The sequence below is a fragment of the Nitrosomonas sp. genome, from assembly GCF_019635155.1.
Taxonomy (GTDB): Bacteria; Pseudomonadota; Gammaproteobacteria; order Burkholderiales; family Nitrosomonadaceae; genus Nitrosomonas.
In genome coordinates, this window is record NZ_JAHBZY010000022.1 from 33,718 (window position 1) to 47,365 (window position 13,648).

General features: G+C 43.4%; 16 protein-coding genes. 9 read left to right on the top strand and 7 right to left on the bottom strand.

Annotated elements, in window-relative coordinates; genetic code table 11:
* Nucleotides 1-217: 217 nt before the first annotated feature.
* The 3 genes from KF839_RS13310 (at nt 218) to smbP (ending at nt 3,640) form a co-directional block, all read left to right on the top strand.
* A complete protein-coding gene (locus KF839_RS13310; protein ID WP_292918333.1) occupies nt 218-616 on the top strand; it encodes a hypothetical protein in 399 nt (132 codons plus the stop codon).
* Nucleotides 617-949: 333 nt separating this feature from the next.
* Entirely contained in the window at nt 950-3,100 is a 2,151-nt protein-coding gene (locus tag KF839_RS13315) for a TonB-dependent receptor family protein (protein ID WP_292918334.1), read from the top strand.
* Nucleotides 3,101-3,283: 183 nt separating this feature from the next.
* Entirely contained in the window at nt 3,284-3,640 is a 357-nt protein-coding gene (smbP, locus tag KF839_RS13320) for a small metal-binding protein SmbP (RefSeq protein ID WP_292918335.1), read from the top strand.
* A gap of 82 nt (nt 3,641-3,722) precedes the next feature.
* Here smbP and KF839_RS13325 read toward each other — a convergent pair whose 3' ends face one another.
* Genes KF839_RS13325 through surE form a run of 3 tightly spaced genes read right to left on the bottom strand, consistent with a single transcriptional unit; the run spans nt 3,723 to nt 6,262 of the window.
* On the bottom strand, nt 3,723-4,781 hold the full coding sequence (locus KF839_RS13325) for a peptidoglycan DD-metalloendopeptidase family protein (RefSeq protein WP_292918336.1): 1,059 nt from the start codon (nt 4,779-4,781) through the stop codon (nt 3,723-3,725).
* Nucleotides 4,782-4,812: 31 nt separating this feature from the next.
* Nucleotides 4,813-5,475, bottom strand: coding sequence for a protein-L-isoaspartate(D-aspartate) O-methyltransferase (locus KF839_RS13330; RefSeq protein ID WP_292918337.1), 663 nt, complete (start codon nt 5,473-5,475; stop codon nt 4,813-4,815).
* A 43-nt stretch (nt 5,476-5,518) separates the two neighbouring features.
* Nucleotides 5,519-6,262 (bottom strand): 5'/3'-nucleotidase SurE, encoded by a 744-nt coding sequence (gene surE, locus KF839_RS13335; RefSeq protein ID WP_292918338.1) that lies wholly within the window; start codon nt 6,260-6,262, stop codon nt 5,519-5,521.
* A 351-nt stretch (nt 6,263-6,613) separates the two neighbouring features.
* Between surE and KF839_RS13340 the strand changes: the two genes are divergently transcribed.
* The 3 genes from KF839_RS13340 to KF839_RS13350 all read left to right on the top strand — a co-directional run bounded on the left by KF839_RS13340 (nt 6,614) and on the right by KF839_RS13350 (nt 8,475).
* Nucleotides 6,614-7,858 carry a tyrosine-type recombinase/integrase gene (locus tag KF839_RS13340; RefSeq protein ID WP_292918339.1) on the top strand — a complete coding sequence of 415 codons (1,245 nt, stop codon included), beginning with the start codon at nt 6,614-6,616 and terminating at the stop codon, nt 7,856-7,858.
* Nucleotides 7,859-7,954: 96 nt separating this feature from the next.
* Nucleotides 7,955-8,191: a CopG family ribbon-helix-helix protein gene (locus tag KF839_RS13345; RefSeq protein ID WP_292918340.1), complete on the top strand. Its 237-nt coding sequence runs from the start codon at nt 7,955-7,957 to the stop codon at nt 8,189-8,191.
* Between the two features lie 8 nt (nt 8,192-8,199).
* A complete protein-coding gene (locus KF839_RS13350) occupies nt 8,200-8,475 on the top strand; it encodes a type II toxin-antitoxin system RelE/ParE family toxin (RefSeq protein ID WP_292918341.1) in 276 nt (91 codons plus the stop codon).
* A gap of 15 nt (nt 8,476-8,490) precedes the next feature.
* Here the strand turns inward: KF839_RS13350 and KF839_RS13355 are convergent, their stop codons facing one another.
* Both KF839_RS13355 and KF839_RS13360 read right to left on the bottom strand, forming a co-directional pair.
* The gene (locus KF839_RS13355; RefSeq protein WP_292918342.1) at nt 8,491-9,300 is read right to left on the bottom strand and encodes an NYN domain-containing protein; all 810 of its coding nucleotides are present in this window, start codon (nt 9,298-9,300) and stop codon (nt 8,491-8,493) included.
* 276 nt (nt 9,301-9,576) lie between these two features.
* On the bottom strand, nt 9,577-9,834 hold the full coding sequence (locus tag KF839_RS13360) for a helix-turn-helix domain-containing protein (protein WP_292918343.1): 258 nt from the start codon (nt 9,832-9,834) through the stop codon (nt 9,577-9,579).
* Nucleotides 9,835-9,922: 88 nt separating this feature from the next.
* Here KF839_RS13360 and KF839_RS13365 point away from each other — a divergent pair, with 88 nt between their 5' ends.
* Together KF839_RS13365 and KF839_RS13370 are read left to right on the top strand one after the other, a co-directional pair.
* Nucleotides 9,923-10,690, top strand: a complete 768-nt coding sequence (locus KF839_RS13365; RefSeq protein ID WP_292918344.1) for a PD-(D/E)XK nuclease family protein — start codon at nt 9,923-9,925, stop codon at nt 10,688-10,690.
* Nucleotides 10,691-10,693: 3 nt separating this feature from the next.
* Nucleotides 10,694-11,287 carry a hypothetical protein gene (locus KF839_RS13370; protein ID WP_292918345.1) on the top strand — a complete coding sequence of 198 codons (594 nt, stop codon included), beginning with the start codon at nt 10,694-10,696 and terminating at the stop codon, nt 11,285-11,287.
* Nucleotides 11,288-11,419: 132 nt separating this feature from the next.
* Here KF839_RS13370 and KF839_RS13375 read toward each other — a convergent pair whose 3' ends face one another.
* Nucleotides 11,420-12,280, bottom strand: coding sequence for a restriction endonuclease (locus KF839_RS13375; protein WP_292918346.1), 861 nt, complete (start codon nt 12,278-12,280; stop codon nt 11,420-11,422).
* A gap of 32 nt (nt 12,281-12,312) precedes the next feature.
* A complete protein-coding gene (locus KF839_RS13380) occupies nt 12,313-13,194 on the bottom strand; it encodes a hypothetical protein (protein WP_292918347.1) in 882 nt (293 codons plus the stop codon).
* Between the two features lie 114 nt (nt 13,195-13,308).
* Here KF839_RS13380 and KF839_RS13385 point away from each other — a divergent pair, with 114 nt between their 5' ends.
* Nucleotides 13,309-13,563, top strand: coding sequence for a hypothetical protein (locus tag KF839_RS13385; RefSeq protein WP_292918348.1), 255 nt, complete (start codon nt 13,309-13,311; stop codon nt 13,561-13,563).
* The last annotated feature ends 85 nt before the right edge of the window (nt 13,564-13,648 follow it).

The window sequence follows — 13,648 nt, forward strand, 5'->3', positions numbered from 1 at the left end:
CACTTAACATACTGACATTTCGTTTGACATTACAACTGAAAAAGCGTAGCGTCAAATTACAATAGCGTTGAAAAATATCAAATTTCTATTGTATTAAACTCTTTCAAGCATAGCATCGGTTAAGAAAGTGTTTCCATGGATATGCCCGTTTTTTGGTAAAAGACTTGATTGCACGTCGCCCAAGTCCGGTTATCAACTCTCGCAATAGGAGGAAATCATGGTAATGAAAATAACTGAACGCTGCGAACTTTCAAAATTGATCAAAGCAATCATATTGTTGGTGATTGTTTTATACACACTCGCTTCATCCGCAAGTTTCGCAAACTGGTATCCGAAATGTAACCAAATCGAAGTATATCCCGACATGTGCTGCTGGTCGGGCACAGCGCCTGTATGCCTTGCAGGTTGTCCGTCTGGTTACAATAAAGAAAGAACGAGTAAGGATGCCGATGGCGATTTGTCGTATTGCACCGTGGGTACTCATAAGCTTTGCTGTCCCAGCGGCCTTTCGGGAAAGAACGACAGTACTAAAACACTCTATGTTAATAACCTCAAACAAGGCAGTTTATGTCCAACCCCTCATGAAGGAATTGCCGGCACTTATAAGATGTGGTGAACATTTTGATTTCCATCTTTTGAGGATTTATTTGGCTTGACTGTTAATATTCTGCGTTTGTGAAATTCTGAGTAGTTTTTCAAAATTCGACTACTTTGCGGTTTCGCGAATTCAATTAAATCGGATGAACTGTAATCGCAGCTCATCCGATTGTTTTTTCTTTGGTGTCATGCTTTCTATAGCGCAAAACTTACCCTAGAAAGATGTGTCATTGTGAATTAAATGAAGAATCTTTGACAATCAATACGATAAATTTCCCGCTGCGCCCCTGGCATGTTCATTATCCAAAGCTTCATCCAATAATCCCCCCGTAATTCCCTGTTCCAATCTGACATGACGTCACGCCGGATTGAAGTGGTACACTGCGCCATGTTTTTTATTCCTGCCACTTATTTCTGCTTAACCCCATACCGCATTCGCCGGGTGATTCATCATGTCATGATCTTAGTTAGTTCTATTGCGGGCATAATGCCCGCTTGGGCGCAAAAACCGGAAATTACGCAATCTATCCTTCTAAACCCGATCAGCATCACTGCTACGCGTAGCGAGCGCTCACCAGAACAAATTCCAAACAGCATCACGCAAATCCAGCGCGATACGCAGCAAGGTTATCAACCCGGCGCAACGCTGGACGAGTTTGCGCGTGGCACCCCCGGTGTTTTTTTTCAAAATCAATATAACTTTACACAAGATCTGCGCATCGCGATTCGCGGCTTTGGTGCGCGTTCCGCATTTGGCGTGCGCGGAATACAGTTGCGCGTCGATGGCATTCCGGCAACCTTGCCGGATGGTCAAACACAATTGGATTCGATCGATCCTTCGTTGATCGAACGCATGGACATCGTACGCGGACCATCGGCGGCATTATATGGCAACGCATCCGGCGGGTTAATCGATATCACGACACGGGAAGCACCGAATGAAAAGTTCGCCATCATACCGCGTCAAGTATTTGGAGTATTCGGTTATACCAAATCAGAGCTATTCATGGGCGGACGACAAAGCAGATTCGGTTATAGTTTCTATGGCTCGCACCTGCAGCAAGATGGTTGGCGCAACCACAGCGCAATGCAAAATACCTTTTCGCAAGCCAAGCTTAATTTCCAAATCAATCACAATTCCGATTTGATGCTGGTATTTCGAGAATTTTATTCACCACTTTCGAAAGATCCCGGTGCGCTGACTTATACCGAAATGCAGACGAATCCTCGGCAAGCATCGTTACGTAACGTGCAATACAACGCCGGTGAAGAAATCCGCCAAGAGGAAATGGGCATCCGATTTCGCCAGCGACCCGCTGCCGGTAAAGAATTCACTATAACCACATACATGCTGCACCGCGATTTTCAAAGCCGCCAACCGTTTTTCGATGGTGGACAAGTGCAATTTGATCGCCTGGTCGGCGGTATGATGGCGCAATTTGTCAATGATCATCAATTGCTCAACCGTCCTAACCGTTTTTTGATGGGCGTTGATTACGGTATTCAAAATGACGATCGACAACGTTTCAACAACAATCTCGGTGTACGCAGTGCGTTAAACTTGAGTCAAATCGAACGCGTGCAAAGCATCGGTCCGTTTGTCCGCAACGAATGGAATATTGCTGATAAGTTGGACTTGGTCGTTGGCGGTCGCTGGGATTGGCTGCGCTATCAGGTCAAAGACCAATTCAAGCAAGACGGCAACGACACCGGTTCGCGCACAGTTTCGCAAGGCAGCGGCTCCGCCGGCTTGGTATACCACGTCACCGAACAACACCAACTGTACGCGCATGTCGCATCGGTCTTTGAAGCACCCACCACCACCGAATTACTTAACAATCCTGGAGGCCGCGGTGGCTTTAATCCTCATTTGAGCCCGCAAACCTCACTCAGCAATGAACTGGGTTTTCGCGGAAATATCGCCGGATTCCAATATGATACCGCCGCATTTTTTATAAAAACTTGGGACGAAATTACACCCTTTGAGTTATCGGCTTCGCCAGGCCGGGCATTTTTTCGCAATGCCGGTCAATCGCGCCGGATCGGCGTGGAAACACGGTTGGCAACACCGGAATGGAAAGGTTTGCGCGGCGAAGTCAGTTACACGTTCTCAGATTTTGAATTTGAAAAATACACCGTCAACGATGCCAATCTGAAAGGTCATATTTTTCCGGGAATTCCCCGACATCGCTGGGAAGGGTTGCTACGCTATTCACACTCACTTGGTTTCTTCGGGCAATTGCACATACACCGCGTCGGTGAATTTTACGTCAACGACGTCAATACTGCGACCAATCCGGCATATACCTTGGGACAGTTACTGGCGGGATGGGAATTGCGCCGCAATAACTTTGAAAGCTCAATCTTTTTGGGCGTTAACAACCTGTTCGATACTCAATATAACGCCAATACCCGTATCAATGCCGCATTGGGACGATATTACGAACCCGGACCGCCACTCAATCTGTTTGGCGGCGTGCGAGTGAGGATCGTAGTGTTTTAGTCGACCGGTCGCTCGGAAAGCCGCTCTTATTCATAAATCCGTCCCGGATTAATTCCTGTTAGTGTCAGATTTATGCTATAAGGAAAAATATAGTACGAAATATCCTATATTCTTATAGCCTTCGCTTTCGATAATATGGGATGTTTTCTTTGATAATTCTTCAATTAGCGAAGAGGTGAAATAATGGAATTAACACGACGAACAGTCTTCATCGCTATAAGCGTTTTAACTTTTCTTTTTAGTTTCCCGGTGATCGCATCCAATGCCAATCAACATATGACGGAAGCTATAGAACACGCAGAAACTGCGCAAATTCACGGCAAAGCAGGCCACACAAGCACATTACTGGAATATGCACAAAAAAGTCTTACGCATGCTAAAGCTGCTGAAAAAGAATATGCCGAAGCGCATCAGCATATCAGTGAAGCCATCAAGCATTTGGAAGAAGCGATTACACACGCAAAACAGAATCATGCAGAGAAAGCAACCCAACAAATGGTGGAAGCTTTGAAACACATGCGACATTCTGCCGCAGAGTAAAGTGGCAAGCAACCGAAAAAATTTATTAAGAATGACGTTTGTAACTCGATGCCATCCTTTCTCATATCAAGTGCAATCTTTATTAAGATTGGCTTGGCAAGTATTCTAACGGATCTACCGGCTTGCCGTGCTTGCGTATCTCGAAATGCAACTGGATCGTATCCGTATCGGTATTACCCATTTCCGCAATTTTCTGACCTTTTACCACTACCTCACCTTCTTTAACCAGAAGCTTACTATTGTGAGCATATGCACTCAGGAAGGTATTGTCATGTTTGATGATGATTAAATTTCCATAGCCACGCAGGCCATGGCCACTATAAACCACTTCTCCCGAGGCCGAAGCAAGAATCGGCTGTCCCGCTTTCCCAGAAATTTTTACACCTTTAGAATTCTTTGAAAAAGATGCCAACAGCTTTCCGGTCGTCGGCCATATCCACTCAGTTACGGAAGATTCGATCGTTCTGTCTGATTTTAGCGATTCCGATGATGGCGGCACCTCGATTCTTGTATTATTCCCAGGTACTACTGCGGTTGCAACTGAGGAGGGCGCTATCGCCGATGGGTTATTTTCAGGATACTGAAGCCGAGCTACATTCTGCTCCGAATAGGGCAACTTAAGTGCTTTGGGGCTTGTTTTTACTTTATGATTATCCACCACATCCGGACGGCTCTCTTCTTGAGAAGCCATTGCGGACTCCGCTGGGAATGCAGACGGTTCTATATTAGTCGTAACTGGTTGCTGCGGAAGCGCAAATAATACTGGCTGAGATTCCTTTTCAGTCATTGACAATCGAATTTTCTGACCGGGCTGAAGCGATCTGGGGTCCACTATTTCGTTCCATTCCACTAATTTTTTGAAATCGATACCATACTTAAGCGCAATGCCATATAACGTATCCCCTCTTTGAACGGTATATATCTGACCATCCATATTCGCGGATTCAGTTGGTTTTAACGGTCCAGAAGAATTAATTTTTTCACGATCAACAACCGGAACCGGAGATTGAGTTGTACTACAACCAACGAGAAACAAACCGGCAGCAAATAGTAAATAAAACGATGATAGGCCTGACTTTCCTGAGAAAGGAACAAATCTGAGAACACGGCCACAGATATCGAAATTGATTTGTCTATTCATTACTTTTTCTCATTTTGATATTCCCACACTATTATTTCTTGATAACCCCGGCTAGTAGTGGCACAAAATTAACTTCTTCAAGTACAGTTTCGGTAAAACCTTGCGTGTTCCGTTCTATAATGCAGAGGTTTTGCTTTTGAGTTCCTTTTGGAAAAACCATTCGACCGCCCATCTCCAATTGGTCCAATAATAAAGCAGGGACATGCGTTGTAACCGCCGTCATGATAATACCATCGAATGGTCCCGCCTCAACCAATCCGAGTAATCCATCGGCATGTTTTAGATAAATATTCCGAATCTGCAGTTCTTGCAAACGAATACGCGTTCGCGTTAGAAGTGGTCCAATACGTTCGATCGAATAAACTTTTTGTGCTATTCGCGCAAGTACAGCAGTTTGATAACCACAGCCTGTACCTATTTCCAGAACTTTTCCTAAATTTGAATCCGCTCGCAATAACTCTGTCATTCGAGCGACAATCCAGGGGCTGGAAATAGTCTGTCCATAATTGATCGGTAAAGCAACGTCTTCATAAGCTCTGCTTGCCAGAGCTTCTTCAACAAAAATATGACGAGGAATCGTACCCATCACAGATAAAACCACTTCATCAGCAATTCCTTGTGCACGCAAGCGCTCAATCATGCGCATACGTGTACGCTGAGAGGTCATACCAATTCCAGAATGACGAACATTCACCTTTCAGCACCTATAAAAATTATTACCCTAGCATAACAAGTACCTAATTATTTAGCCATCTTGTTATCAGACTTATTTGATCATAATGGGTAAGATCGATCTGTAACGGAGTTATCGAAACCCGGTTGTGCTGAACTGCATAAAAATCCGTCCCCTTTCCGGCATCCTGTGCAGGACCTGCGGCGCCCACCCAATATAGAGTTTCTCCACGAGGGTTTTGCGATTTAATCACTGGTTCCGCTTTATGCCGCCGTCCCAAACGAGTGATCTCAATTCCTTGAAGTTGCTGGTATTCAATATCCGGTACATTGATATTTAATAATACGGGGCTTTGAATTTCAGCCTCTCTAAATCGTCTTACCATATCAGCCGCAACACGTGCGGCTGTCATATAGTTTCCATGCGATGCACTCACTAAAGATACGGCCAATGAGGGAATTCCGAGTAAAAAACCTTCCGTCGCAGCCGCAACAGTACCGGAATAAATGGTGTCGTCCCCCATGTTAGCGCCATGATTGACCCCGGACACAATCATATCCGGCAAAATTTCCAGCATTCCTGTTACTGCCAAATGAACGCAGTCTGTAGGAGTACCGTTAACATAATAAAAACCATTATGGGATTTATGAAGACTGAGTGGGCGATCCAATGTCAAAGAATTACTCGATCCGCTTCGATCTCTTTCTGGCGCGACAACGATGATCTCAGCAATTTCCGCGAGCGATTCAGCAAGGCACGCTAATCCAGGAGCGAAATAACCGTCATCATTACTGAGCAATATGCGCATCTTATAAATTTATAATTGCAACCAGACAATCAAACGAATTATTTCACTTATCATGATAAGTATACGACACACATTATTGGAGAAATGGCACAACAAATGGTCGGGGCGAGAGGATTTGAACCTCCGACCACTTGCACCCCATGCAATTCATTGCATGTTTCACAGCGTTCCAAGTAATGTCACAACATTCAATATTATTATTTATATACAGCATGATAAATCATATTTATGTTTCATACTGTTTCAATATGTTCCACTTCTTACCATTAATTCTGTGTACATAACTGTGTACACAGAATTAATACACAAATGATATTATACAGCTCTTTTACAGCAATTGCTTCCTACAGAATGCCACTCAACGACAAACTTTTGAAAAATATCAAACCGACATTAAAGCGTTATGAAATTGCAGACTCAGGCGGGCTTAGTATCCGTATATCACCGAATGGCAACATCACTTTTCAATACCGATTTCGCATTGAAGGAAAACAGTCTCGTATGGATTTCGGTTCATATCCTGATATCTCTTTAGCGGAAGCACGCGAGCTTCATCGTTTAGCAAGAAATGAGGTATCTCTTGGCAAAAATCCCATAGAAGAAAAAAGAGAACGAACACTTTTAGATAAACGGTCCATTACGGTCACTGACCTTGTTGATGAATTTATGGCGAAAGAAATTCGTGGCCGCCTCAAACGAAAACGCCCTGACTATGCTGACTCTATACTTAGAAATCAAATCATCCCTACACTTGGTCACAAAAAAGCAAAGGATATATCACGTCGCGACATAATTGATTTGCTAGAAAAAATTGTATCTCGTGGCGCTCCCGTTATGGCAAACCGAACTGGCTCTCTAACCAAACAGATGTTCACCTTTGCCCAAGCAAGAGGATGGATTGAGGTTAGCCCATGCGCGAACCTGACGAAATCAAGTATTGGCGGCAGCGAAAAACCACGCGACACTTTTTTATCATACCAACAAATTTGGAAATTCTGGCATGGGCTTCCCAAAGCAAGTTTTAATGAGTCCTTAAAAGTTTGCTTGAAAATTCTGCTTGCCACGGGTCAGCGGCGCGGAGAAATCATTTTAGGTGAATGGTCTCACATCTCTTTTGAAAAGGGGCGCTGGACTATCCCTGCCTCTTTATCCAAGAACGGAAAAGAACATACAATTCAACTTACACCGCTGACTTCATCATTATTCATGCAACTAAAAGAGCTTGCAGGTGCGAGCCGTTACATGGCTCCATCACCAGTTTCTCAAGATGATACTCCAATAAGTGAACGCGCGATCAATCATGCGATTACACGAAGCAAGGATATTTTTGGAATAGAAAATTTAACTCCGCATATTTTACGCCATACTTTTAGCACAAAACTAAGTGGTCTTGGTGTTGCTCCGCATGTAATCGAGAAGTTACTTAATCACCAACTTGGTGGCATGCTTGCTGTTTATAACCATCATCCTTATTACAAAGAACGAAAAGAAGCGCTTCATCTTTGGTCGAAAACTCTAGTGGATATCTGCTCAGCAAAAGATATTGAGTCTGTTATGGCCGAACCTGATTTGATCGAGGCTGCAGAATCCTTATGACTTAAGAATCTTGAAATACCCATAGAATTATATAGACAAATGCTGGTACAACTAATATAGTTTTAAGCTGATTGAGTTTGATTGAGTTCGATTAAAATGAATACTCGCGTTGTTACTGCACACATCCCCAGCGAATTGGCCGAACAAATTGACCAGCTCGCAGAACGTTTGGATCGTCCCAAAGGTTGGATAGTTAAACAGGCGCTGATGTCTTGGGTCGAACTCGAAGCAAAGCGGCACCAGTTAACCTTAGAAGGTTTGGCCGATGTCGATGCTGGTCGTCTCGTTGACCATACCGTGATTGATACTTGGGCTAAAAACCTCGATAAATAGATTTTTCAATGAAACTCAGATGGACTGCCAGCGCTGAGCGGGATTTGGTTCGGCTTCATGCTTTTTTGGTCACGATCAATTCACGTACTGCTGCACAAGTCGTTCGGCAGCTTGTCGCGGGCGCGGAACAGCTCATGCAGTACCCACAGCTCGGTGTAAAACTTGAAGAATTCTTGCCCCGTGATGTTCGCCGCATCATCGTTGGCGATTATGAAATGCGCTACGAAGTAACCGATGAGGCTATCACTATCTTGCGGCTCTGGCATGGCCGGGAGGATAGGTAATAACCATCTTAGTGTTCAATTTTTGGCACGAAGATATAAAACTTTACGGTTTGACCCAGAGGTTTGCCGCTCTTCGACTTCAAAAATATCCTTCTTGGCTTTAACCAAATCAGAAAGCTTCTTGTAGCCATACAATCTTGAGTCAAAATCCGGCTGCAATTTGGTCAGGTAGCTACCAAAAACACCGAGACTCGCCCATCCATTATCATCCACCGATTGTTCGAGCGCTGTCAGCACAAAGGCTTCCGGAAACTTCGGCTTTTGTTCGACTGATTTTGTTGTAGCATTGGTTTTAGTGGTTTTCTTTTTAGTCTTTTCTTTTGTTGCTGGATCAGCAGATTCAGCCGCTGGAGTAGATCGCAGAATTTCAGTGAATACAAATTTATGGCAGGCATTGCGGAACGCATCGGGTGTTTTCTTTTCACCAAAACCATAAACCGTAAGCCCTTCCTCACGTAGCCGCATGGCAAGACCGGTAAAATCGCTATCACTGGTAATCAAGCAAAATCCATCAAATTTGCGCGTATACAGTAAATCCATCGCATCAATAATCAGTGCGCTATCCGTGGCATTCTTTCCTGTAGTATAGGCAAACTGTTGTACCGGCTTGATGGCATACTTTTGTAAAACTTTCTTCCAAGATGCACTGGATGTAGCCGTAAAATCACCATAAATACGCTTAACAGTCGCTTCTCCAAACCGGGCTATTTCTGCAAGAAGCCCCTCGATGACAGCAGCTTGCGCATTATCAGCGTCAATTAAAACCGCAAGCCGGAGCGAAGGTTCTTCAGATTCAATTTTTGCTAATTGCCGCGAAGATACCAAAATAGCCTCAAAATGTGAAAATTAGTAACCCGTCCGCGCGCTCAGCGTAGTTGCAAAACCTGGAGCGCGACTCCTTGTCTGGCTTTTTGCACCAGAATACCTGATGATTCTGGCTTATGATGGCTAAAGTCAAATTTCAATCCGCTCCATTCTTCGGTCATCACTCAAGTTCTTATGGCAATTATTCGGTATGGCGGTATGCAGACTGTACCAACTTATCACTTTAATGCAATTCCCCTCATTCCATTATGCCAGTACCGCCACATACTTATCATTTCATTTCGATTCAGTTTGTTTCAAAAATTCATCTTCAATCTTTTGAACAATTTCAACAGGCGACACATTCAACTTGTGAGCCAAAACAAAAAGCGTTGTCAATGTTGGTTGTCTCAATCCCCTTTCCAGTAGGCTAATAAACGTTCGATCCAAATTGCATTCCAAACCGAGTTGTTCTTGGGACAAGCCAGTTCTATTACGTAATTCACGTAATACCTTTCCAAATTGTTTATGCAGCTCTTTTGTTTGCCCATCCATAGACAAATAGAATGGGATGAACTAGACTATCAGTCGACGGACTATAGTCCGAGAGTTGATATAACTCGGTACAATTGTGGAAGACTACATGAATCTTAAAGCTTCAGTTACTACAGTAGCGAAAAACTGCCCACGTAATTTAAAATTTTCTGAAGAGGCCATAAATTACTTTATAAGCAAGAAATTAGATTCAACCAGAAAATCAATTCGGCAAATCAGCAGTCAATTTAAATTAAGAGATTTAAACCAAAACATTGTTCAGAAATTTGAAGATGTATTTGGTCATTTAAATTCGTATCATCCATTCCATTACCACAGAAGCCTTGGTTTCTCAGCGACGGAACAACAAATAACAAAAGGTATTTCATATTTTATTGATCCATCAGCACAAGGTGAGACAGGAATGAAACGCCTGATTGCATGGGTTCAATCAATTTTAGCGTCACATCCTTATGGCAATTTAATACTGCAAAGCATGAAGTCGGAAAACATGCGCTCTTTGGAGGTTTTCGCAGAATATCCTGTGTCTGATCAGGGGCGCGCCGACTTGCTGATACGATGGTCAAATTCGGGAAACAATTTTGCGGTTATTGTGGAAGCAAAATTCGATCATCATGTCACAACAGGTCAATTATCAGCATATCGGAAGCAATTGAAAAAATTGGTTTCTGAATCACAATATGGCGCTTTGGTTTTATTGACAAAAAGCGGCGAAAAAGCGCCACTCAGCAATAAAGATTGGCATCCTAAAGCATGGTTTACCGTTATGTCGAGCTGGGAATGTTTGTTGAATGACGATGAGGATTTGGGATTCTCGCTGTTTCGACAATTTATTTGGAGCAAGTTGGAGAATTAACATATGTCTGAAAACATACAAATCAGTGAAAGCCTGCAATTCTATTTTGCTAATAATCAGAATCAGGGGGCTATTGATGAAATTTTATCCCAAAAAACGATGCCGAGTGATTTGAGTTGGGAAGAAATCGGTCAATTTAACGAAGCAAAATTATCTGCGCTTAATGTCCAGCTCGATTATTGGAAATTGTTGCATCACATTTGGAACATGACATGGGGAACGGCGATTGATCTATCCCGCTATCAGCCAGTTTCACCGATGTTTTATGCAAGCAGGAAAGGAAACGAGAATTCTGTCGAATGGGTATGGGATTGCTATTTCTACAAAGCATTCGAGTTTAAAAACTATAGGATCTATACTGTTTGCTGTGCAGATAGCAAAAGTGGCGTCCAAATTGGTTTTTTTGTTGAAGACGAAAACAGCGAATATGCGATCTCGAATCAATTAGTGCTTTCAGAGAGCTGGCTGGAAGCTGAAAACGATGAACGGTGGACAAAAAATAAGTTGGTACAAATTGCCGGGCAGACTAATGTTAATATTGATCTGCTGGCTGGTTTAGCAAACGAAGTTGCCTCGGCTTTAGCGCAAAGAATCTAATTAACCTTAACTTAAGCTGATTATACTGGGTTATAAGTATGATTATTTCTCCAAGAAAAAATGCAATCATTCCTCAAGTACTTGGGCAATTCGCATAATTTTCAACTAGCGATAATATAACTTATCGCTAGTTTAACTAATGGCCCTTATACCTCGGCATCTTGGAAACTCAACACAACCCCAGAAGTTTTTACCAGAATTCGCTCCCTTTCTTGCTACACGCTTGATCATAGCATTACCGCACTGAGGACAAATCGGTTCCGCAGTAGTTGCAGAAGGTATCGATTCCGGAGCATTCTTTTTAGCGGGATCTACCTTGCTTGAAGTCACGCCGTGCGCCTTTTCAATCATAGCCGTCAACATTGATCCATCAATCAGTTCAATATTCTGTCCTTTGGCAAAAGATCGTGCTTCCGAAGTAAAAACACCTGAAGTGACAACAAATCCTCCCGCTGCCCCTTTTGTAACAATCACACCCAGTAGCTCAAGCACGATATTGACCGATACTTTATAAGCGCGCCACTGTTTGCACTGAACAAGAAATACCTCTCCATCCTTTTTAAGCACCAAGTCAATTCCACCATCAGTCCCGCCACTGTCATTTTCCACAACCGTAAAGCCTCGCATCCGAAAAACTTCACCAACAAGTAATTCAAAATCTTTCCAATTGATATCATGTAACGGATCGTCCGTTTTTCTGCTACCGACAGTCCGAACAAGATTCTTACGTTTGTGTTGTTTGAAAAAAGATGCCAGCGCGCCGGATAAAAATAGCAGCGGCAAAATATATTGGCCATAATACGCAAACGTTCTACCCATTTGTCCGGCAACCACGCTGTTGATTTGTCCAGGAGCTACTTGGATTGGCGTCTCAAGAACAGCATAAGGTTGCAAAAGAACGTAAATCGCAACAGCAAGAGCGATTCCCACCCACCAAGGCAATGTTGCAGTTATTTTAAATAAGTCTCCAGCAATGCCATTTCTTTTAGCCATTATTTTCTCCTTCAATCGGATGTCAATTACGATCAAGATTTGCGTATTCGATAAAATGTCCGAGATCCTCCATCTGGCAATGCTTTATCCCATATTTCAAACAGGTTGGACGCAATCAACATTTTTTTGAAGGAATGATGACCATAAGTTGCATTCATCTGAGCGGCATCATCGGCCAGCTGCATATGCACCAGTTTCCCTGCATGTGCAAGGCAAGCCCATCCGTCAGAACGGCCAATCTGCATTGCAATGTCACAAAACAACTGTATCAACGGGCTTTGTTGAAGCCACAATAACTCGAGCTGCTGGCCAAATTCATTTGAAGCCACATAACCGGCTAGTTCTTGCCTGGCTTGCTGCATTGTCTCGGCTACAACTTTCAAATGCTCCCAGATAGGTAAAATCTTTTCTCTTTGCTTATCGAGATAGTCACTAGCTTGGATCAAGTTTTCAGGAGAATCGGGTTGCCAGTAGGGCAAGAAATGGTGAACCAGCCGATTGCGTTCCTCACGCATCATTTCAAAGGCTTCGAGCTGGTTTTCAGCAACAGCGGCATCAATGGTAATTTTAAATGAGGAAGATAACCACGGCTCCCTCAAATCACCTGGCCCCTGCGGCTCTTCATCGGATGAAGATAATATTTCGTCAAAATACCGCTGGATGAGTTGCCCCATCATGTCTTTCTGCATTCTGTCGATACGCTGCTCCTGGTGAAGCGCTAATGTACGAGCATAGCCTTGCACTTTTGAATTTCCCAGAATCATTTTCAGCAAACCCTCGATTTGCTGAAATATCAGTAAGTTTCTGCCAATTTTACGGAGCACTTCATCTTTCGGGTTTGGCGGTGTAATGTGCTGTTCTCGGTCCATCAGGGAATGATCTGTTGTAAGGCATTTTACCTGTAACGGCACCAATTCCTATGAAGTGAGCTTAGGGCTATCCGTAGTATTCAATTAATTGGCCGAGGAACAGGTGTGTGAAATGTAATAGAATGCAGAAATTATCGAGTATCTGGAAAATCAATAGTAATGGCGACGTCAAACTTTTCGGTATTAAGCCAACACGTCGAACAACTGCTTCGTCTGGGTATGCTGGCTGAGAAGTATTTTGCGGATGATCCAAACACCTGTCTTTTAAAGCTGCGCCAACTAACGGAATCGCTGGCGCAATTGCTGGCGACCCGGACGGGATTGTTCATTTCTGAAAGAATTTATATCAGGTCGTTGGATGATGGTTCTGATTCTGGCTCCGACAATCTGCGCAATCTTGGCCACCGGTCATGAATCCAGTGGTATTCAGATGGCATTTCTTCAGTAACCACATAGACCCTTTGTTCACCATCACGCTCAGCAAGTAACGCCTGTATAG